The 20,391-nt window shown below is 70.0% G+C and carries 19 protein-coding genes; 16 read left to right on the plus strand and 3 right to left on the minus strand.

Going from position 1 to position 20,391, the window contains the following annotated elements:
* Window positions 1-2 precede the first annotated feature (2 nt).
* A complete protein-coding gene (locus tag ABC138_RS13670; RefSeq protein WP_345914028.1) occupies window positions 3-791 on the minus strand; it encodes a PIG-L family deacetylase in 789 nt (262 codons plus the stop codon).
* A gap of 69 nt (window positions 792-860) precedes the next feature.
* Here ABC138_RS13670 and ABC138_RS13675 point away from each other — a divergent pair, with 69 nt between their 5' ends.
* The 5 genes from ABC138_RS13675 to ABC138_RS13695 all read left to right on the plus strand — a co-directional run bounded on the left by ABC138_RS13675 (window position 861) and on the right by ABC138_RS13695 (window position 5,585).
* A complete protein-coding gene (locus ABC138_RS13675; protein WP_345914029.1) occupies window positions 861-1,697 on the plus strand; it encodes a maleylpyruvate isomerase N-terminal domain-containing protein in 837 nt (278 codons plus the stop codon).
* Between the two features lie 121 nt (window positions 1,698-1,818).
* Window positions 1,819-2,793 (plus strand): ABC transporter substrate-binding protein, encoded by a 975-nt coding sequence (locus tag ABC138_RS13680; protein WP_345914030.1) that lies wholly within the window; start codon window positions 1,819-1,821, stop codon window positions 2,791-2,793.
* A gap of 74 nt (window positions 2,794-2,867) precedes the next feature.
* Window positions 2,868-3,773: an iron chelate uptake ABC transporter family permease subunit gene (locus ABC138_RS13685; protein WP_245634847.1), complete on the plus strand. Its 906-nt coding sequence runs from the start codon at window positions 2,868-2,870 to the stop codon at window positions 3,771-3,773.
* A 43-nt stretch (window positions 3,774-3,816) separates the two neighbouring features.
* Window positions 3,817-4,833, plus strand: a complete 1,017-nt coding sequence (locus tag ABC138_RS13690) for an iron chelate uptake ABC transporter family permease subunit (protein ID WP_345914069.1) — start codon at window positions 3,817-3,819, stop codon at window positions 4,831-4,833.
* Window positions 4,830-5,585, plus strand: a complete 756-nt coding sequence (locus ABC138_RS13695; RefSeq protein WP_068328252.1) for an ATP-binding cassette domain-containing protein — start codon at window positions 4,830-4,832, stop codon at window positions 5,583-5,585. The genes ABC138_RS13690 and ABC138_RS13695 overlap by 4 nt, the downstream gene beginning before the upstream one ends.
* Before the next feature lie 145 nt (window positions 5,586-5,730).
* On the opposite strand, the gene ABC138_RS13700 is transcribed toward ABC138_RS13695, so the two are convergent.
* Window positions 5,731-7,068, minus strand: a complete 1,338-nt coding sequence (locus ABC138_RS13700) for a cytosine permease (RefSeq protein WP_345914033.1) — start codon at window positions 7,066-7,068, stop codon at window positions 5,731-5,733.
* 304 nt (window positions 7,069-7,372) lie between these two features.
* Here ABC138_RS13700 and ABC138_RS13705 point away from each other — a divergent pair, with 304 nt between their 5' ends.
* From ABC138_RS13705 to ABC138_RS13720, 4 genes are all read left to right on the plus strand, one after another.
* Window positions 7,373-8,581 (plus strand): M24 family metallopeptidase, encoded by a 1,209-nt coding sequence (locus ABC138_RS13705; RefSeq protein WP_345914034.1) that lies wholly within the window; start codon window positions 7,373-7,375, stop codon window positions 8,579-8,581.
* The gene (locus ABC138_RS13710) at window positions 8,581-10,701 is read left to right on the plus strand and encodes a hydantoinase/oxoprolinase family protein (RefSeq protein WP_345914035.1); all 2,121 of its coding nucleotides are present in this window, start codon (window positions 8,581-8,583) and stop codon (window positions 10,699-10,701) included. Before ABC138_RS13705 ends, ABC138_RS13710 begins: the two co-directional genes overlap by 1 nt.
* A 5-nt stretch (window positions 10,702-10,706) precedes the next feature.
* Window positions 10,707-12,443, plus strand: coding sequence for a hydantoinase B/oxoprolinase family protein (locus ABC138_RS13715; protein ID WP_345914036.1), 1,737 nt, complete (start codon window positions 10,707-10,709; stop codon window positions 12,441-12,443).
* A 159-nt stretch (window positions 12,444-12,602) separates the two neighbouring features.
* The gene (locus tag ABC138_RS13720; protein WP_345914037.1) at window positions 12,603-13,364 is read left to right on the plus strand and encodes an IclR family transcriptional regulator C-terminal domain-containing protein; all 762 of its coding nucleotides are present in this window, start codon (window positions 12,603-12,605) and stop codon (window positions 13,362-13,364) included.
* Between the two features lie 50 nt (window positions 13,365-13,414).
* On the opposite strand, the gene ABC138_RS13725 is transcribed toward ABC138_RS13720, so the two are convergent.
* Window positions 13,415-14,152: an FCD domain-containing protein gene (locus ABC138_RS13725; protein WP_345914038.1), complete on the minus strand. Its 738-nt coding sequence runs from the start codon at window positions 14,150-14,152 to the stop codon at window positions 13,415-13,417.
* 255 nt (window positions 14,153-14,407) lie between these two features.
* Here ABC138_RS13725 and ABC138_RS13730 point away from each other — a divergent pair, with 255 nt between their 5' ends.
* The 7 genes from ABC138_RS13730 to ABC138_RS13760 are packed head-to-tail and all read left to right on the plus strand — an operon-like array spanning window position 14,408 to window position 20,390.
* Entirely contained in the window at window positions 14,408-15,709 is a 1,302-nt protein-coding gene (locus tag ABC138_RS13730) for an aromatic ring-hydroxylating dioxygenase subunit alpha (RefSeq protein ID WP_068426354.1), read from the plus strand.
* A complete protein-coding gene (locus tag ABC138_RS13735) occupies window positions 15,706-16,296 on the plus strand; it encodes an aromatic-ring-hydroxylating dioxygenase subunit beta (RefSeq protein WP_068328260.1) in 591 nt (196 codons plus the stop codon). Before ABC138_RS13730 ends, ABC138_RS13735 begins: the two co-directional genes overlap by 4 nt.
* Entirely contained in the window at window positions 16,296-16,592 is a 297-nt protein-coding gene (locus tag ABC138_RS13740; protein WP_068328263.1) for a hypothetical protein, read from the plus strand. The genes ABC138_RS13735 and ABC138_RS13740 overlap by 1 nt, the downstream gene beginning before the upstream one ends.
* Window positions 16,589-17,281, plus strand: a complete 693-nt coding sequence (locus tag ABC138_RS13745; RefSeq protein ID WP_068426353.1) for a gamma-glutamyl-gamma-aminobutyrate hydrolase family protein — start codon at window positions 16,589-16,591, stop codon at window positions 17,279-17,281. The genes ABC138_RS13740 and ABC138_RS13745 overlap by 4 nt, the downstream gene beginning before the upstream one ends.
* Window positions 17,282-17,334: 53 nt before the next feature.
* On the plus strand, window positions 17,335-18,825 hold the full coding sequence (locus ABC138_RS13750) for a glutamine synthetase family protein (protein WP_068328268.1): 1,491 nt from the start codon (window positions 17,335-17,337) through the stop codon (window positions 18,823-18,825).
* A gap of 24 nt (window positions 18,826-18,849) precedes the next feature.
* The gene (locus ABC138_RS13755; protein WP_068328271.1) at window positions 18,850-19,173 is read left to right on the plus strand and encodes a 2Fe-2S iron-sulfur cluster-binding protein; all 324 of its coding nucleotides are present in this window, start codon (window positions 18,850-18,852) and stop codon (window positions 19,171-19,173) included.
* Window positions 19,170-20,390, plus strand: coding sequence for an FAD-dependent oxidoreductase (locus ABC138_RS13760; RefSeq protein WP_068328275.1), 1,221 nt, complete (start codon window positions 19,170-19,172; stop codon window positions 20,388-20,390). Before ABC138_RS13755 ends, ABC138_RS13760 begins: the two co-directional genes overlap by 4 nt.
* Window position 20,391 lies beyond the last annotated feature (1 nt).

Raw genomic sequence — 20,391 nt, forward strand, 5'->3', positions numbered from 1 at the left:
GCTCAGACGAAGGGGAGGTCGCGCGCCATCCCCTCGGGGCGGCCCGGCTCGGCGTAGTGCTCGACGCCGAAGGCCTCGGCGAAGACCTCCGGCGGCATCGCCAGCATCTCCTGCACGTCGGACTGCGAGCCGTGGGCGGCCAGGGCGGCCCGCTTGAGGTCGATGACCTCGGTGACGTCGACGGCGTGGTGGATCTCGTGCTGCGGCAGGCCGATCGGGTTGCCGTCGTCCATGGGGGCGTCGGCGTCGAACCCCGGGTCGATGCCGAGCGAGCGGGCCGCGGCGAGCTGCTCGCGCAGGCGGTCGCGGTTGATGGTCGCCTCGAGCAGACGGGGCCGGCGGGCGGCGAGCTCGGCGGCGCGGTGGGCGACGTGGTGGACCTTGACGTGGTCGGGGTGGCCGTAGCCGCCGTGCCAGTCGTAGCCGACGAGCACGTCCGCGTCCTCCTCGTCGAGGACCGCGGCCAGCCGCCCGGCGGCCTCGTCGAGGTCGGCGGAGTGGAAGGCGCTCTCGTGACCGTTCTGCTCCCACCCGGTCATCCCGGAGTCGGCGTACCCGAGCCACTCGACGCGGGCCGTGCCGGTGATCGCCGCGGACGCGTCGGCCTCGCGCCGGCGGTGCTCGGCGAGGCTCCCCCCTTCGCCCAGGTCGTCGGGGACGGTGCCGTGCTCGCCGTGGGTCGCGTAGACGACGACCACCCGGCCCCCCGCGCGCGAGGCGAGGGCCATCGAGCCGGCGGTCCCGCTGGCCTCGTCGTCGGGATGGGCGTGGAAGAAGACGGTGGTCGTCACCGGACCATCGTGCACCGGCGCGCCGTCACCCCGGTTGCCGACGAGCCCGAAGGGGGGAAGTCTCGCCCCATGAACGCCGACGTGCAGGCCCACTGGCTCCCCTTCGACCGCTACCTGGACGCGATCGAGCGGGAGAGCCGCCGGTTCCGCGAGTGCCTCGCCGACGCCGACCCGGACCTGCGGGTGCCGAGCTGCCCCGACTGGAGCGCCGAGGACCTGCTGTGGCACCTGGGCGGGGACGTGCAGCACTTCTGGGCGTGGGTGATCGCCCAGCGACCCGAGGGGCCCGAGTCCTACCCCGAGCCGCACCGGCCGGGCGGCCACGCGGGCGTGCTCGCCTTCTACGACCAGGCGCACGAGGACCTGCTGCTGCGCCTGCGCAACGCCGACCCGGCCGACGGTGCCTGGTCCTGGAGTGCCGACCCGCGGCTGCACACCGTCGGCTTCACGATGCGTCGGCAGGCGCACGAGGCGCTGGTCCACCGCGTCGACGCGGAGCTGACGGTGGGCGCGCGGACCCCGCTCGACCCGGCGCTCGCGGCCGACGGGGTGCTCGAGTGCCTCGACGTCATGTACGGCTCCCACCCCCGGTGGGGGCGGTTCACGCCCGACGGCACGCGCGTGGTCATCGAGCTCACCGACGTCGGACGGCGACTGCTCGTCGGGCTCGGGCGCTTCGCCGGGCGCGACCCGCGCTCGGGCGAGGTCGTCGACGTCGACGACCTCGCCGTGCTCGACCCCGCCCTGCACGAGCACACGGGCTCCGCGGACGTGACGGTCCGTGGCAGCGCCGAGCAGGTCGACCTGTGGCTGTGGCACCGGGGCATCGAGGACGCCCTCGCCGTCGACGGCGACGAGGGCGTCCACGAGCGGCTCGTGGCGATCCTGGGCGCCCCGATCGGCTGACCGGTGTCCCGCAGTGCGGGACCGGGGTGCGAGCGCGAGGATTGGTTAGGCTAACCTCACACAACCTGATCGCCTCGTGGCGTGGCCGTGCGGCGACGCCCTTCCGGAAGGACCTCCCTTCGTGCTGACGCGCACCCGCTCGCTCGCCCTCGTCGGCGGCCTCGCCCTCACCCTCTCCGCCTGCGGCGGGCAGACCGACGCCGCCGGGGGAGGCTCCGGCGAGACCATCGAGGTGACCGACAACCACGGCACCCAGCAGGTCCCGGCGCCGCCGACCTCGGTCGTCGCGACGGACAACCGCACCTTCGAGACGCTCTCGGACTGGGGCATCGACCTCTCCGCCGCCGCCGTGAGCCTGATGCCCGACACCATCGAGTACGTCGAGGACGACGCCATCGTCGACCTGGGTACCCACCGGGAGCCCGACCTCGAGGCGATCGTCGCGGCCGAGCCGGACCTCGTCATCAACGGCCAGCGCTTCACGCAGCACGAGGCCAAGCTCAAGGAGCTCGCGCCCGACGCCGCCTTCCTCAACCTCGACCCGCGCGAGGGCGAGCCGCTCGACGCCGAGCTCAAGCGCCAGACCGAGGTCCTGGGTGAGGTCTTCGGCAAGGAGAGCGAGGCCGAGGAGCTCGGCCGGGACCTCGACGCGCAGGTCGCCCGGGTCGAGGCGGCCTACCAGCCCGGCGACACCGTCATGGCGATCAACACCTCGGGTGGCGAGCTCGGCTACATCGCGCCGACCGTCGGCCAGACCCTCGGCCCGGTCTTCGACCTCTTCGACCTGGAGCCGGCGCTCGAGGTCGAGGGCGCGAGCGACGACCACCAGGGTGACGAGGTCTCCGTCGAGGCGATCGCGAAGGCCGACCCCGACTGGATCCTCGTCATGGACCGGGACGCCGCCGTCGCCGCCGACGAGGAGGGCTACACGCCCGCGAAGCAGCTCATCGAGGACTCGGAGGCGCTGCGGGACGTCACCGCGGTCTCCGAGGGCCAGGTCGTCTTCATGCCCGCCGACAGCTACACCAACGAGGGCATCCAGACCTTCACCGAGTTCTTCACGACCTTCGCCGACGCGCTCGAGGACAAGAGCTGAGCACGACGACCGCCGGGCGCGCCGTCACCAAGGGGCGCCTCCTCGACGCGAAGCTCGCCCTCGGCGCCCTCGCCGTGGGCGGGCTCCTCGTCCTGTCCCTCTTCACCGGCGTCTACGACATCTTCGGCGGGGAGCGCGGCGGTGAGATGTTCGCCATCACCCGCATCCCGCGCACGGTCGCGCTCGTCCTCGCCGGTGCCGCGATGGCGATGTCTGGCCTGGTGATGCAGCTGCTCACGCAGAACCGCTTCGTCGAGCCGACGACCACCGGCACCACGGAGTGGGCCGGGCTGGGCCTGCTGACGGTGATGATCCTCTTCCCGGGCGCCAGCCTCATGGAGCGGATGGTCGGGGCGGTCGTCGCGGCCTTCATCGGCACGATGGTCTTCTTCCTCTTCCTGCGCAGGGTGACCCTCCGGTCCTCGCTCATCGTCCCGATCGTGGGGATCATGCTGGGTGCAGTCGTGGGGTCGGTCTCGACCTTCGTCGCGCTGCAGACCGACATGCTGCAGAACCTCGGCATCTGGTTCGCGGGCAGCTTCACCTCGGTCCTGCGTGGGCAGTACGAGGTGCTCTGGGTCGTCGCCCTCGTGGCCGTCGCGATCTTCGTCGTCGCCGACCGGTTCACCGTCGCGGGGCTCGGCGAGGAGATCTCGACCAACGTCGGGCTCGACTACGACCGGGTCATCCTGATCGGCACCTGCCTCATCGCCGTCGCCACCGGGGTCGTCACCGTCGTCGTCGGCAACCTGCCCTTCCTCGGGCTGATCGTCCCCAACATCGTCTCGATGTTCCGCGGGGACGACCTGCGCAGCAACCTGCCGTGGGTCTGCCTGCTCGGCATCGGCATCGTCACGGTCTGCGACCTCGTCGGCCGCACGATCATCGCGCCCTTCGAGGTGCCGGTCTCGCTCATCCTGGGCGTCGTCGGGGCGGGCGTCTTCATCGCCCTCCTGCTCAGGCAGCGCCGTCGTGGCTGAGGCACCCGCACGGGCCCGCGTCACCCCGGTCACCACCGAGCCGGTGGTGACCGGGGGCGGACGTGCGTCCGGCCCCCTTCCCACAGTCCGCGCCCGCCGGCGCTACCGGGTCGTCCTCGCCGTGCTCGTCGTCCTCGCCCTCGGCTCCGCCTTCGGGCACCTGGCGTGGGACAACCCGATGCCGGTCGGGTCGCGGGGCTTCTGGCTCGTCGCCGAGCTGCGGGCGAGCTCGCTCGTGGCCATGGCCGTCGTCGCCGTCTGCCAGGCGATCGCCACGGTGAGCTTCCAGACGGTGACGAACAACCGGATCATCACGCCCTCGATCATGGGGTTCGAGTCGCTCTACGTCGCGGTGCAGACCGCGGCCGTCTACTTCCTCGGCGTCGCCGGGCTGGGGATGCTGACGGGGCTGCCGCAGTTCGTCCTGCAGATCGCCGTCATGGTCGGGCTCTCGCTCGCGCTCTACGGATGGCTGCTCTCCGGGCGCTACGGCAACGTCCAGATCATGCTGCTCATCGGCATCGTGATCGGTGGTGGGCTCGCGTCGGTGTCCTCCTTCATGCGGCGGATGCTGACCCCGAGCGAGTTCGACGTCCTCACCGCGCGGATGTTCGGGTCGATGGCCAATGCCGACCCGGGGTACTTCCCCGTCGCCATCCCGCTGTGCGTCGTCGCGGCCGCGCTGCTGTGGCGGCGGTCCCACCGGCTCGACGTCGTCGCCCTCGGCCGCGACGACGCGACCAACCTCGGGCTCGACCACCGCCGTGAGCTCATGACGACGCTCCTCCTCGTCTCGGTCCTCATGGCCGTCTCGACCGCGCTCGTCGGGCCGATGACCTTCCTCGGGTTCCTCGTCGCCACGCTGGCCTACCAGTTCGCCGACACCTACGACCACCGCCGGATCTTCCCCGTCGCCGTGCTCACCGGCTTCGTCGTGCTCTGCGGGGCCTACGTCGTCATGAAGCACGTGTTCTACGCGCAGGGCGTCGTCTCGATCATCATCGAGCTCGTCGGTGGCACCGTCTTCCTCGTCGTCATCCTCCGCAAGGGGCGCCTGTGATCACCCTGACCGATGTCCGCAAGACCTACGGGAGCGAGGTGACGATCGGCCCGGTCGACCTCGAGATCCCGGCCGGGGGCGTCACCGCGCTCGTCGGGCCCAACGGCGCGGGCAAGTCGACGCTGCTGACGATGATCGGGCGCCTGCTCGACCTCGACGAGGGCAGCATCGAGGTGGCCGGCTACGACATCGCGAGCACCGCGTCCAAGGACCTGGCCAAGATCATCTCGATCCTGCGGCAGGAGAACCACTTCATCACCCGGCTCACGGTGCGCCAGCTCGTGGGCTTCGGACGGTTCCCGCACTCGCAGGGCCGGCTGACCGTCGCGGACGAGGAGGTCATCTCCCGCTCGATCGACTTCCTCGACCTCACCGAGCTCGAGGGCCGCTACCTCGACCAGCTCTCCGGCGGGCAGCGGCAGCGGGCCTATGTCGCGATGGTCCTGTCGCAGGACACCGACTACGTGCTGCTCGACGAGCCGCTCAACAACCTCGACATGCAGCACTCGGTGCACATGATGCGCCTGCTGCGTCGGGCAGCGACCGAGCTGGGCCGCACGATCATCGTCGTGCTCCACGACATCAACTTCGCCGGGCACTACGCCGACCGGATCTGCGCCGTCAAGGAGGGGCGGGTCGTCGAGTTCGGCACGCCGGAGGAGATCATGACCGACGAGGTGCTCACGCGGGTCTTCGACACCGACGTGCAGGTGATCGCCGGGCCCAACGGCCCTCTCGCCGTGTACTACTGAGTCGCGGGGGAGGTGACCTGCGTCGGGAGGCCACCGGTGTGCCTCTCCCGTGATGCAGGAGGAACGTCCCCTCGCAAGGGACCACAATCCTTGCGAGGGGACGGCATTGCGGACCATCCGATGTTCGACGGGGGTCGAGCAGCGCTCAGCCGGCCTCCTCCATCGTCTGGTGGGTCGACATGAAGTGGGTCCCGACGCCCTCTCGCACCACGTAGAGCCGCATCGCCGGGTACAGGACCAGGACCAGCACGAGGCTGACGAGAAAGCCCAGCTGCGTCACGCCCTGGGAGGTGAGCCACAGCCCGATCACGACGGAGGCCGTCACTGAGGACACGCCTGCCCAGTTCACCGCCTCGACCCGACCGTCGCTCGCGGCTCGACCCCGCCGGACGATGAAGAAGTCAGCGATGATGACACCTGCGACAGCGGTCGTGGTGATGCCGAGGGCTCCGAGATAGCTGTGGATCAGCCCGAGGATGTTGCCGGCGACCATGAGCAGTCCGATGATGTTGCCGATCACCACCATGGCGAACCGTCCCGCGCCGCGCCCAAGAAGAGCGTCGAACAGGTTCGACAGGGCCAGGGATCCCGAGTACGTGTTGATGACCTGGGACTTCACCTGGGCTGCGTACATCAACGCGAACCCCAGGATGCCGGCCAGCACGATGAAGTAGGCGCCGGCATTGTTGGTCGCCATCCACGCCACCTTGTCGGCGATGGTGACGCCGCCCTGGCTCCCGGCGACCTCGGGGCGGCTGCCCAGGTACTCAGCGACGAGCGGGCCGCCGGCGCCCAGGACCACCGATCCCAGAGCGACGAGGACGATGTCCATCATGATGGCGCCAGCGAAGGCGAGGATGCCGACATCCTTCGTCGAGCGCGCGTAGCGGGCGAAGTCGGCGTTGACCAGGGCCAGAGCGCCGACGGAGCCGGCCATGATCGACAGGGCGGCGGTGAACCGTTGCCAGCCGCCGTCGAAGCCTGGGACGACCGGTCCCCTGGACAGGGCTTCGCCCAGGGACACGTCTGACGAAGCCACAGCCATCCCGGCGACCACGAACACCAGGACGAGGAAGGCCGGCAACAAGATGACCGAGGTCCTCTGGACGATCGTCATCCCGAACATGGCCAAGAGGATCCACGCGAGGGTGAACGCCCCGTAGATCGCGATGGCGTTACCGACGGTCGCGTCCCAGCCCAGCATGAAGAGGGTCCCGTAGTAGAGGATCGCGTTCTCGAGTGCGAGGAAGCCGAGGATCATGAAGGCGAAGATCAGCGAGGCGATCGCGGAGCCGCGCACCCCGAGTCCGTAGAACCGGGTCGTGACGGTGCTGGACGTGCCCGAGACATAGGCGACATGCCCGACGAGCCACCCCAGGGTCCCGCCGAAGAGCACGACGACGACGCCCGCGACCAGGCCCCAGCCCACGCCGGTGATCAGGGTGACCGTCCCGCCGATCGAGATCTGCAGCAGCGTGGTCACGAGCCCGACACCGTTCATGCGAAAGGCCCAGCCGCCCCGTCGCTCCGAGGCCGGCACCGCTGTCAGCGCGTGGTCCTCGGTCCGCGCCACCAGCGAGCGATCTCGCTGCACGACACGCTCTGCAGTGGCAGTTGATTCATCCATGATGACTCCATTCATCCGGTGGACGCTCCGGTCCTGAGATCAGGAGGGAGCGGGATGCGGGGTAGCGTTGCGCCGGGCGGTCACCGGCTCACAGCGCCACGTCCGGTCCTCCCGGACACGGCTGTTGGGTTACCCCGAGCTGGTTCCTAACGTTCCGGTCATGTCAACGACGACTACTCGCAAACCTTCAGTCCATGGCTCCGGCTCGCCGGGCCCGCACCGCGGCGACGAGCTGGCTGGCCGCCTCGACGACCGCCTCCAGGCGACCTGGGCGGCGATGGCCGACCAGGGGATCGACGCCCTCGTCGTGGCCGGGCGCGGGCTGGTGTCCCACTGGGGATACCTGGAATACCTCACGGGCTACTGCCCGGTCGTGCGTCACGGCTATGCCGTCGTCACGCCGGGCCGTGAGCCGATCGTGGTCATGTCGACCCGGTCCGATGCCTACTTCTCCCGCCAGGCCAACGGCTTCGACACCCGTGTCGCCGGCGAGGGCGATGTCGTGGGGGAGGGCAATGTCGTCCCCGCGAGCGTTGCCGCGGTCCTCACCGAGCAGGGCCATGGCAGCGCCCGGATCGGCGTGGTCGGGGTCGGGCAGATCATCCCAGCGGGCGAATGGGACGCGCTGCGCGGTGCTCTGCCGATGGCCCGGATGAGCGATGCCACCGATCTGCTGCAGCAGATCAAGACCATCCACACCGAGGCCGAGCTGGCCGATGTGCGCCTGGCCGGACGGGTGGCCGATGTGGGCATCGAGGCCTTCATGGCACACGCCGCTGCCGGCGTCAGCGGATGGGACCTCTACGGCGAGATGGCCCGCGCGGTCCGCAGCGCGGGTGCCCGTGAGCTGCTCATCTTCATCGGCACCGGACCGTACTTCCTCGACTGGCCGTCGGCGCAGCCCCTGCAGCGCGGGGACCTGGTCAGCGTGTACGTCGAGGCGACCGGCCCGACGGGCTGCTGGGTCGAGCGCGCCGGGCTCTTCACCGTCGGCGCCGTCGACGGACTGCGCCGGGAGTATGGGGAGACCTGCCTGCGCGCCCACGCCGCCGCGAAGGACGCGCTGACCGTCGGCGCCACCGCCGCCGATGTCGCCACCGCACTCGAGGCGGAGACCGCCGAGCTGGGCGCTCTGCCCGGGATCTGGCACGGCCACGGGGTCGGCATCGACCACGACACCCCGGTCATCACCCGCGGTGATCAGACCCCTCTGGCCGAAGGGATGGTCATCAGCATTCACCCGAACCTCACCGACCCCAGCGAAACCGTCGGCGCCAGCGTCGCGGACACCTACATCCTCGGCCCCGACGGAGCCGAGACCATCTCGCAGATCTCGCAAGAGATCCGCCCCATCGAGAGGACCATCTGATGACCTACTTCGTCGGCATCGACGTGGGGGGAACCTTCACCGACCTGCTCGTCACGGATGACGCAGGACAGCTCACCCCGCACAAGACACCCACGACCCCGGCCAACCCAGCTGACGGCGTGCTCACCGGACTGAGCGAACTGGCCGAGCTCCTGGGTCGAGAGGTCAACGACTTCTTCGCTGAGATCGAGGTCATCGTGCACGGCACGACGGTCGCCACCAATGCCGTCCTCACCGACAACGGGGCGCGCACGGGTCTGCTCACCACCGAGGGATTCCGCGACATCCTCGAGATGCGCCGTGGTATCCGTGATCGTGACCACCTCTACGACAACAAGTACGTCGCGCCCGCGCCGCTGATCCACCGTGACCTGCGCGCCACCGTGACCGAGCGGGTCGACGTCGACGGTGGCGTCGTTACCCCGCTGGACGAGGAAAGCCTGAAGTCGGCCGTCCAGCAGCTCGCCGAGGCCGAAGTGGATGCCGTCGCGGTGTGCTTCATGCACTCCTACCGCAACGACGAGCACGAGCGGCGTGCGGCCGAGGTCGTCCGCGAGATGCTCCCCGATGCCTTCCTGTCGGTCTCCTCCGAGGTGCTGCCCCAGATGCGGCTGTACCCGCGGGTGAGCACGACCGCCATGAATGCCTACCTGGGCCCGGTCGTCGCCCGGTACATGACCCACCTCGTGGACCAGCTCGCCGACAGCGGCTTCGTCGGCACCCTGATGATCATGCAGTCCAACGGCGGCGTCGCCCAGCCCGCCGCTGTCGGGAGCCTGCCGGCGTCGATCGCGATGTCCGGTCCCGCGGCCGGGCCGGTCGCCGGCCTGGCAGCGGTCTCCGCCTTCGGCATGGAGGACTGCACGGTGGTGGACATGGGCGGCACGAGCTTCGATGCCTCTCTCGTCACCGACGGTGAGGTGCAGGTGACCCGCGAAGGGGAGATCAACCGGCACGTCATCGCCCTTCCGACCACCCAGGTGCACACCATCGGGGCCGGCGGCGGCTCGATCGGCTGGATCGACGACGGCGGCCTGCTCCGGATGGGTCCGGCCAGTGCCGGCGCCGACCCCGGACCGGCCTGCTACGGCCGCGGTGGCATTGCGCCGACCACGACCGATGCCGATCTCGTCCTTGGCTACCTCGCCCCGGACACCTTCCTCGGCGGTCGCATGAAGCTGCGCAAGGACCTCGCCGAGGACGCCATCCGCACCCACATCGCCGAGCCCCTCGGTCTGACCGTGGTCGAGGCGGCTGCGGGTATGTACGAGATGGTCAACCTGGCGATGGCCGCTGGGACGAAGAATGTCTCTGTCGAGGCCGGCCACGACCCGCGGGAGTTCCCGATGGTGGTCGCCGGCGGGGCCGGTCCCGTGCACAGCGGCATGATCGCCCACGAGCTGGACATCCCCTTCCTGCTCATCCCCAAGCTGTCCTCGGTCATCTGCGCGTCAGGGATGCTGATGGCCGACCTGCGCCACGACTTCGTGCGCAGCTTCGACGCGGTGGTGTCCGATCTCGACCACGAGGCTGCCACGGCCCTCATCGCAGAGATGGTCGAGGAGGGGCACGCGCTGCTCGATGACGAACGATCCCCCGACGACCGACGTGAGATCGTCGTGTCCGCGGATCTGCGGTACGCCGGGCAGCACCACGAGATCATCCTCAGCTTCCCCGCAACGGCCTTTGCGAGCAACGAGAGCGCGCGAACCGAGATCAGCACGGCCTTCCACCGCCGCCACGAGGAGCTCTTCGGTTTTGCCAACCCGGCTGCCGAGATCGAGATGCTCAGCCTGCGCGTGACGGCCATCGGTCGCAGAGACGGAATCGCCGCGGCACCGGTCGTCGGCGGCGACGAGGTCGACGCCCACCGCGGCAGGCGCGCCGTCTACCTGCGCAGCGAAGGGGGCCTGGTCGAGGTCGACATCTACGACGGAGACCGTCTCGTCCCCGGCGCTGACCTCACCGGTCCGTGCGTCGTCGAGGAGCCCCAGACCACGATCTTCGTGCCTGAGGACTACAACCTCGCGCTGCACGCGAGCGGCAGCTATGTGATGTACCGCAAGGGTCGCTCGCTCGACGAGCTGCGAGCGACGGCGAGCCTGGAAGGGGCCCGGTGAAACCGATGGAAACGACACAGACCAACCCGATCCTCACCTCCGTCATCTCCAGCCGGCTGCGTGCCGTTGGTGAGCGCATGGGCCGCGTCGTCGAACGCAGCGCACGTTCGCCCTTGCTGGTCGAGGGCCGCGATTTCTCGCTCGGCATCTACGACATCGAGGGGCGGCTCCTGGAGCAGACCGAGTACATCCCGATCCTCGGGTACGCCGCCGCCCCGGCCATGCGGCACATCGCCCAGAAGTTCAAGGGCCGCGTCGCCCGCGGGGACGCGCTCCTGCACAACGACACCTACACCGGTGGCAACCAGGCGTCTGACTGGAAGATCCTCAAGCCGGTCTTCCACGAGGGCGAGCACTTCGCGTGGGTCGTCATCTCGGCACACCAGGCGGATGTGGGTGGAGCCGTCCCGGGCTCGTACAACCCCAAGGCGACGGACCTGTGGCAGGAGGCCCTGCGCATCCCTGCGGTGAAGGTCATGGAGGCAGGTGAGATCCGTGAGGATGTGTGGGACCTGATCTTCGGCAATGTGCGTCTGGACGTCGTCGCCGAGGACGTCACCGCCATGATCGGTGCCTGCACCGTCGGTGAGCGGGAGCTGGAGCGGCTCGTCGAGAAGTACGGCCTGCCGACCTTCCAGACCGTCGTCGAGGAGGTCCTCGACTCCACGGAGCTGCTCACCCGCCGGATGATCGCCTCGATCCCGGACGGTGTGTACGCGTCGTCGTGGATCTGCCACGACGACGGCTTCGACCACGAGGCCGAGATGGAGATCGTGGTCGAGATCACCGTCGACGGCGACCACATGAAGTTCGACTTCACCGGCACCAGCGCCCAGGGTCCCGGGTACGTCAACGCGCCGTTGGCCGTGACCCTGTCCTCGGTGATGATCACCTTCTTCATGCTCGTCGAGGGTGATGTCCCGCACAACGACGCCATCATGCGCTGCATCGACGTGTCCGTCCCGGAGGGCACCATCCTCAACTGCTCGTACCCGGCGGCCTCCGGGTTCGGCAACCACCTCTCGGACCAGATCTGCTCGGTCATCATGGCGGCCCTGAGTGAGGTCCTCCCCTCCCGGGTCACCGCCGGGTGGAACCCGCTGCTGGGCACCATCATCAACGGCTGGAACCCGCGTCGTGACCAGCCCTTCGTCGACATCCTCATCAACGCCCTGAAGGGAGGCGGGGGTGGGACCCAGGACGCCGACGGGTTCGACCACATCGGCCTCATCGCCTCTGGCGGAGCCCTCGGTGCCCAGGACCCCGAGATGTTCGAGCACACCAACCCGGTCTTCCTCGAGCGGTTCGAGTACGTGCCGGACTCGGCCGGCGCAGGTCAGTGGCGCGGTGGCCTCGGAGTCGAGACCCGGATGCGGCTGACCACCGGCGGGATCCAGGCCAGTGTCTTCGGCGACGGCGATACGCCTGAGACGGCTGCGGCCGGTCTCCGAGGGGGCCTGAACGGCTCGCCGAACGAGCTGGAGCTGATCCTGCCCGACGGCACGGTCATCACGCCGGAGCTGAAGGATCTCGTCTCCGATCTGCCCGAGGGCACGATCTACCGGCAGGTGGCCGGGGGCGGTGGCGGATACGGCGACCCGAGACAGCGCTCGGCTGAGCTCGTCGCCCTGGAGGTCCGGCGCGGGTACATCTCCGCTGCGGCGGCCCGGCGCGACTACGGCGTGGAGGTGACCGACGACGGCCGCCTCGACGAGGCGGCGACGGCGCACCTGCGCGCCTGACCCGGGCCGACTGGTCAAGGCCGTGTCCCCCAGAGCCGGACACGGCCTTGGCCAGTCCTCGGGCGCAGTCCTACCCTGCTTCCTACGGCATGGACGCGTCCCCCTTCGCGCCCGTCCCGGAGCGGCACAGCGTGGTGCCGACATGCAGGAGGACGCCAGATGGCAGAGCTTGTGCAGTCAGTCCTGAGGGCCTACCAGGTGCTGAGGGTCTTCGGACCCAACACGGGCCCGCTCACGGTGCGCGAGATCGCCGCCCGGTCGGGGATCCCACGGAGTACCTGTCACTCGCTCTGCGCCACCCTCGCGCATGTCTCCATGCTGGAAGCGTTGCCGGGTGGCGGCTACCAGCTCGGCTCGGCCCAGGCGTGGCTCGGGGCGCAGGCCTTCGAGCGGATGGGGCTGGTCGAGGCGACGCGCGCGCAGGTGGACCAGCTCCAACGGGCCGGTTACGCCTGCGTCAGCGTGAGCCAGTACGTCCCGCGCGGATGGATCGTCGTCCTGTACCGCACCGGGGACGTGACGGCACACCGGGTGGGCGGCTTGGGTACCCGCTGCCCCGCATACACCTGTGTCGAGGGCCAGGTGGTCCTGGCGTCGATGTCGGCCGCCGAGTGCGACGACATCCTCTGCCCAGCCGACGCGACCCGCCTCGCGGCGGACGAGGCGCCGGAAGACGCTCGTGCGGGACTCGCGGTGCTCCTCGCCCGGGCGCGCGAGCAGGGATACCTGGTCTCCGACCAGGCCGGTCCACAGACCCGCACCATCGCCTGCCCGATCCGCGGCTGGTCCGGCACCGGTGTCGGGGCACTGTCCGTCACGGTCAACGCCCAGTCCCTCACGCGCAAGAAACTGGCAGACGCCGCCGAGCGGCTGTGTGAGGCCGCTGCCGCGGTCTCTCCCCGGGCCACAGGCCTCGGCTGAGACCACCCGCCGCCAGCCGGGCAGGTCCCTCCGGCAGGGGCGCCTCGCGCCTACTCGGATGCCTCGAACCGCGCGCGCGGCGGACGGGCGTCGGCCAGGTGGCGGCCCATCGCGGCCTCGGCAGCAACCGGGTCGCCGGCGACCACGGCCGCCCGGACGAGGTCCAGGTGCACCAGGAGCTTCTCGCCGTCGAGGCCCAGAGGGGCGATGTCGCGGTCCTGGAAGGCGATGATCGAGCCGCTCGCGAAGGCGACGAGCAGGGGGTTGTTGCTGCACTCCGCCAACCGTCGGTGGAAGTGCATGTCGTACCGCACCGCATCTTCCAGGCCGCCCCCCCGGTCCGCCGGAGACAGCCCGAGCTGCTCGTCCAGTGCCAGCAGGTCGTCCAGCTGGGTGTCTGTCCGGCGTTGCGCGGCCAGCCGCGCCGACAACAGCTCCAGCTCGTCGCGGACCTCTGAGATCTGGTCGTAGGTCAGCTCCGCCCCGTCGAGCGCCAGGCTCATCCGACCGCTCAACCCGTCCGCGATGACGGCGGGGTCGATGTCCTCGACGATGTGCCCTCCCTTCGGCCCCCGGACCACCCGGATGGCCCCCTTGACGCGCAGCGCTCGCAGCGCCAGGCGCATCGTCGGTCGGCTCACTCCGTGGTTCTCGGCCATGACGTCCTCGGAGGGCAACCGGTCACCGGGACGCAACGAGCCGTCGAGGATGGACTCCGTCAGCAAGGTCGAGATCTGCTGGACCGCGCTCTGCACCTTGCGGTTGAGTCGAGGGTCGAGCGGGCGCACTTCGACGGGAGGCGAATTGCCCTGGGGCGCAGGGGAGCTCGGGTCCTCGCCAGTTCCGCGCATCATCGCGCAGCCACCTCTCGCTCACCAGACGACTGCCTGCAGGCTACTCGGTGCCGGCCGGCAGGCACCCGACCGTTCCGCTCCCCCTTACGGCAAGTTTTCTTCCTTTACGCCGGGCCGGACGTGGGACACCGTCATAGGCCTACCGGCCGTGACGAACCCCTTCGGTCGTCAGCCTGACAAGGAGCCTGCATGACCCTCACGCGTGAGACCTCGACGAGGTCCTGGTCCAACCTGGTCAAGCCCGACCGGGTCCATCGGGACCTGTACACCGACCCCACCGTCTTCGCCCGGGAGATGGCGGTGATCTTCGGGCAGACCTGGGTCTACCTCGCCCACGAGAGCCAGCTCCCCGAGCCCAACTCGTTCTTCCGCGCGAAGCTCGGCCTCCGCCCGCTCCTCATCACGCGCGACCGCAAGGGCGAGATCCGGGCACTGTTCAACAGGTGCTCCCACCGCGCCGCGACCGTCTGCCGCGAGGACTCGGGCATCGCCAAGCAGTTCCAGTGCCCGTACCACGGCTGGACCTTCCGCAACACCGGCGAGCTGGTCGGGGTGCCCTGGCCCGGGGGCTATGGAGAGGACTTCGACAAGTCCGAGCTCGGTCTCACGGCGGTCCCGCGCGTCGAGTCCTACCGCGGCTTCATCTTCGGCACCCTCTCGATGGACGCGCCGTCGCTGACCGAGCACCTCGCCGGCGCGACCGAATGGCTCGACTACTGGATCGACCGTGCGCCCACCGGCCAGGTCCAGCTGCGCAGCGCCGCCCACCGGATGGCCTACCGCGGCAACTGGAAGCTGGCCTTCGACAACGCCGGCGACGGGTACCACCCTGCGTTCTCGCACCGCTCGCTGCTCGACATGGCCGGTCGCCTCGGTGACAGCAAGGACATGGCCTACTTCGGCAAGAGCCCCGACGAGGGGACGATGACGGTCCGTCAGCTCGGCAACGGGCACAGCGTCATCGACCAGCGCACCAACTTCGCTGCCCCCGGCGACATCTGGCGCAACCAGCGTCCCCAGCCGGGCCGCGAGTGGATCGAGGAGACCCTGCGGGAGCGGTACCCCGACGAGGCCGACCAGTACCTCGACCTGTGCTCGGGCTCGATGATCAACCTCAGCATCTTCCCCAACCTGCTGATCATCGGCAACCAGGTGCAGGTCGTCGAACCGCTGGCGATCGACCAGACCGAGCTCGTCTGGTGGGCCAGCACCGTCGAGGGTGTCCCGGAGCTGGTCAACACCATGCGCATGCGCACCCAGGAGGACTTCCCCGCCTTCGGTGAGCCGGACGACCAGGCCAACTTCGAGGAGGCCCAGATCGGCCTGGGGATCGGCGAGGTCGAGTGGATCCTCATGAACCGCGGGCTCGGTGTCGATGGTTGGGACGGTACCGACGAGCACGGTCGCCGACTCAGCCCCGTGACCGACGAGCTGCACATGCGGGGGTACTACGCCGAGTGGACCCGCCTCATGGAAGGAGCCGGCCGATGACCGCCACCGACTACTCGGACACCTCCCGCTGGTCGTACCACGTCGACGAGGTCTGGTACGAGCGGCTCACCGGGTTCGTCGCCACCCTCGGCGAGGACTGGCCGATCGCCGACCCGACGACGACCGCGGAAGCGGCGGCCTACCTGCACCGGGAGGCGCGGTACGTCGACGAGGGCCGGTTCAACGAGTGGATCGACCTCTTCTCGGACGACTGCCTCTACTGGGTGCCGATCACCGCCGGTTCCGGCGACCCGCGTCGCGAGGTCAGCCACGCCTTCGACGACCGCCGCCGGCTCACCGACCGGGTGCACTGGCTGCGCACCGGCTTGGCCTACTGCCAGATCCCGCGATCGCGCACCCGTCGTCTGATCACCAACGTCGAGGTCCTCGACGACACCACCAGCGGGCTGCGGTTCATCCGCTCCAACGTCCTGGTCACCGAGTTCCGCGCCGGCGTCACCAAGCTCTACTCCGGATGGTGCGGCCACGTGCTGCGGCCGAAGGGGGAGGGCTGGGAGATCGTGCTCAAGCAGACCAACCTGCTCGACTCCGAGCACGGCCACGAGAACCTCACGTTGGTGCTGTGATGTCCGACGAGCTGCAGGACGCCATCGCACAGCTGCGGTCGGAGACGGAACGTCTGCGCCACCGGTGCGCCGCGCTCGAAGCCGTCGTCGAGCGCCAGGGACGGCGCCTCGTCGCGCTCGACGAGCTCGCCGTCCAGGTCCGGGCGATGCACTTCTGGGACCACTCGGTCTACGAGGTCGTCCCCGACGAGAGCTTCGTGGCGGTCGACCGGGACGAGGCCGTCGGGCTGCTCGGCGCCCTCGCCGAGGTCGACCACTGGCGCCCCTGGCACACCACGGTGGAGCACACCCGGTGACCGACGAGACGATCATCATCAGCCACATCGACACCCCCGACGTCGCGTGGATCATCGAGGAGCTCGACGCTCGCGGGATGCCGCACCGGATCGTGCACACCTTCGGCGGCGAGACCCTGCCCGACGACCCGCAGCGGGTCGTCGTCCTGGGCGGGCCGACCAGCGTGTACGACGAGCTGGACAATCCTCCCTTCGTCGCAGAGATGGAGTGGATCCGCGCCGCGATCGACGCGGGCGCCCCCACCCTCGGCATCTGCCTCGGGTCGCAGATCCTGGCGCACGTGCTCGGCGGGGCGGCGGTGCCGGGCACGCAGGGTTTGGAGTACGGGCAGACGCAGGTGCGCCGCACCGACGTCGAGCACCCCCTGTCCGATGCCATGGACGGGACCTTCTTCTCGTTCCACAGCGACACCTTCGAGCCTCCGCCGGGGGTCGACATCCTCGCCACCAGCGACCGTTACCCGCAGGCGTGGTCCCTCGGGAGCGCGCTGGCGGTGCAGTTCCATCCCGAGATCTCCCCGGACGGCATCCGGGACCTGATCGCCCGGGAGGGCCCCAAGCTGCGCGCGGCGGGGCTCGACGTCGACGCCATGCTCGCCGACGCAGAGGCCGCCGCCCCGACCTCCCGCGCCGCGGCGGCCGCCCTCATCGGCGGCTGGCTGGACCTCCCCCCTTCGACCCACCGGTAGCCGGCCCACCTGCGGCCGGACGGCGACCCATCTCCCCACGAAAGAAGACCCACATGAGTGCAACCAGCAACTTCATCGAGCGGCACGGCATCTACTCGGAGGAGCAGCGCGCCGCGGCGAGCGAGCTCCTCGCGCGGATCGACGAGCTCGGTCTCGACGCGATCCGGATGACCTGGCCCGACCAGCACGGTCAGCTGCGCGGCAAGAGCATGTCTCGCGACGGTTTCGAGAGCGCACTCAAGGGTGGCATCGAGATCACCATGGCGCCGTACTTCTTCGACACGGCCAACGGGATCGTGTTCAACCCGTTCTCGCCCGACGGTGGCTTCGGCATCCCCGAGCTGGCGGGTTCACCCAATGTCGTCATGGTCCCCGACATCCCGACCTTCCGGGTCCTGCCGTGGGCCGAGGGCACCGGCTGGGTGATGTGCGACCTGTACTCCCGCCACGGGTCCCCGTTCCCGTTCTCGCCGCGCTCGATCCTCAAGCGCACCCTCGCGGACCTCAAGAGCGAGGGGTACGACCTCGTCACCGGTCTGGAGATCGAGTGGTACCTCACCCGGCTGCTCGACGACAACGTGGTGAACGGTTCGCTCGGAGCACCCGGCATCGCCGCCGACGCCCCGATCGTCGCGCCGGTCGCCCGCGGGTACAGCTACCTGCTCGACGACCACCTCGACGAGATCGACGAGCAGCTGCGCCCGATCCGTCGCGCGGTCCAGGCGCTCGGGCTGCCGCTGCGCTCCACCGACGACGAGTGGGCACCCAGCCAGGTGGAGTCGACATTCGACGTGCTGCCCGGTCTGGAGGCGGCCGACTCGGTGACCCTCTTCCGGATGGCGGTCAAGCAGGTCGCCAAGCGCAACGGGCACCTGGCGTCGTTCATGTGCACCCCGGCGATCGCGGGCTTCTACGCCAGCGGGTGGCACCTGCACACCTCGCTCAACGATGTCACCGGCGCCAACGCCTTCGTCCCGGGGGAGGGCCAGGAACTCTCGGACGTCGGCATGCACTACATCGGCGGGACCCTCGCGCACGCGCAGGCGGCCTCGGTCTTCACCACGCCGACCGTCAACGGCTACCGTCGTCGCCGTCCGTACTCCCTGGCCCCCGACCGGCTCACCTGGGGCAACGACAACCGGGCCGCCCTCATGCGGGTCATCTCCAACCCCGGCGACCCGAGCTCTCACGTGGAGAACCGCGTCGGGGAGCCGAGCGCGAACCCGTACCTCTACATCGCCTCGCAGGTTGCCGCCGGCCTCGACGGCATCCGCCGCAAGACCGCCCCGGGCGCCGCGAGCATCGACCCCTACGCGGCCGACGTGCCGCAGCTGCCGCAGTCGCTCGGCAGCGCGATCGACGCCCTCGAGAGCGACTCCTTCTTCCGGGAGGCCTTCGGCAGCAGCTTCATCGACTACCTGGTGACGATGAAGCGCTTCGAGGTGGGGCGGTACGAGGAGTGGGTCGCGAGCAACCCCGACCGGGAGGCCGACGTCAACGGCGTGACCGACTGGGAGCACCGCGAGTACTTCGAGAAGTTCTGACCCGCACAACCAAGGAGAACGATCATGATCACCGTCCGGCTCACGTCCCCCTCGGGCGAGCTCCACGAGGTCGTCGGCAGGCCCGGCAGCTCCCTCATGGAGACGGCCGTCAAGCACGGGGTGCCCGGCATCGTCGCGGAGTGCGGCGGAGCCTGCTCCTGCGCGACCTGCCACGTCTACGTCGACGAGGAGTTCGCGACGCAGGTCGGCGGAGCGGACGACTGGGAGGACGAGATGCTCGAGGAGGCCGTCGCCCCGCGGCGGCCGACGAGCCGCCTGTCCTGCCAGATCAAGTTGAGCGAAGAGCTCGAGGGACTGTCGGTCACGATCGCGCCGGAGCAGGAATGAGCGCCGGCGTCGTCATCATCGGCGGGGGCCAGGCGGGCGCCCAGGTCGCGCAGTCACTGCGCGAAGGGGGCTACCCCGACCCGGTCGTCATCGTCGGCGAGGAGGCGATCTCCCCGTACCAGCGCCCGCCGCTGTCGAAGGCCTACCTCGCCGGCGAGGCGGACCGGGAGAGCCTGGTCCTGCGGGACGACTCGTACTACGAGGCGCAGGACATCACGGTCATCACCGGTGACCGGGTCGAGACGCTCACCCTCGACCCGGGCGAAGGGGGCCGCGCCACGACGGCCAGTGGCGCGGACCTCCCCTTCGCCCACCTGGTGCTGGCGACCGGCGCAGCGCCCCGGTCGCTCACCCTGCCCGGGTTCACCGGTGACGCGGTCCACGTCCTGCGGGACCTCGAGGACGCCGACCGGCTCGCCGAGGGCCTGGCGAGCGCGCAGCGGGTCGTCGTGGTCGGTGGCGGGTTCATCGGGCTGGAGGCGGCCGCCGTCGCTCGAGCCCGTGGGTGTGCGGTCACCGTGCTCGAGGCGGCGCCGCGGCTGCTCGGGCGGGCTGCACCACCGGAGATCTCGACGTTCGTGCAGCAGCACCATCAGGCTCGCGGGATCGAGTTCCATCTCGACGCGCGGATCGCCGGGCTGCGGCAGGCCGACGGCGGGCTCGAGGTGGTGCTCGAGGACGGCGCGAGCCTGCCGGCGGACCTCGTCGTCGTGGGTGTCGGTGCTGCCCCGCGGACCGAGCTCGCCGAGGCGATCGGCGCCGAGGTCGACCAGGGAATCGTCGTCGACGAGTTCGCCCGGACCACCCTGCCGGGTGTGTACGCCGCGGGCGACTGCACCAACGGCGGGCACGTCGAGTTCGTCGGTCGGATGGAGTCGGTCCAGAACGCCATCGACCAGGCCAAGACGGTCGCCGCGTCCATCCTCGGGCAGCAGCAGCCGTACGCGACCGTGCCGTTCTTCTGGTCGGACCAGGCCGATCTGCACCTGCAGATGGCCGGGATCGTCGGTCCGGGTGACGACTGTGTCGTGCGCGAGGGCGCTGATGACCTGGCGGTCCTCGCCTTCCGTGAGGACGGGAGCTTCCGCGGGGTCGCCACGGTCAACCGGCCTCGCGACTTCATGGTCGGGCGGCGGGCCCTGCACCACGGGCAGCAGCTCGACCGGACCCGGCTCGCCGACCCTGAGGTGTCGATGCGGGACCTGCTCCTGGGGTGAG

The organism is Janibacter sp. LM (genome assembly GCF_039631275.1).
GTDB classification, from domain to species: domain Bacteria; phylum Actinomycetota; class Actinomycetes; order Actinomycetales; family Dermatophilaceae; genus Janibacter; species Janibacter terrae.

Coding starts and splice junctions, on each gene's coding strand:
- ABC138_RS13675 (WP_345914029.1), top strand. CDS start 861: ATGAACGCCGACGTGCAGGCCCACTGGCTCCCCTTCGACCGCTACCTG.
- ABC138_RS13705 (WP_345914034.1), top strand. CDS start 7,373: ATGTCAACGACGACTACTCGCAAACCTTCAGTCCATGGCTCCGGCTCG.
- ABC138_RS13710 (WP_345914035.1), top strand. CDS start 8,581: ATGACCTACTTCGTCGGCATCGACGTGGGGGGAACCTTCACCGACCTG.
- ABC138_RS13715 (WP_345914036.1), top strand. CDS start 10,707: ATGGAAACGACACAGACCAACCCGATCCTCACCTCCGTCATCTCCAGC.
- ABC138_RS13720 (WP_345914037.1), top strand. CDS start 12,603: ATGGCAGAGCTTGTGCAGTCAGTCCTGAGGGCCTACCAGGTGCTGAGG.
- ABC138_RS13730 (WP_068426354.1), top strand. CDS start 14,408: ATGACCCTCACGCGTGAGACCTCGACGAGGTCCTGGTCCAACCTGGTC.
- ABC138_RS13735 (WP_068328260.1), top strand. CDS start 15,706: ATGACCGCCACCGACTACTCGGACACCTCCCGCTGGTCGTACCACGTC.
- ABC138_RS13740 (WP_068328263.1), top strand. CDS start 16,296: ATGTCCGACGAGCTGCAGGACGCCATCGCACAGCTGCGGTCGGAGACG.
- ABC138_RS13750 (WP_068328268.1), top strand. CDS start 17,335: ATGAGTGCAACCAGCAACTTCATCGAGCGGCACGGCATCTACTCGGAG.
- ABC138_RS13755 (WP_068328271.1), top strand. CDS start 18,850: ATGATCACCGTCCGGCTCACGTCCCCCTCGGGCGAGCTCCACGAGGTC.
- ABC138_RS13760 (WP_068328275.1), top strand. CDS start 19,170: ATGAGCGCCGGCGTCGTCATCATCGGCGGGGGCCAGGCGGGCGCCCAG.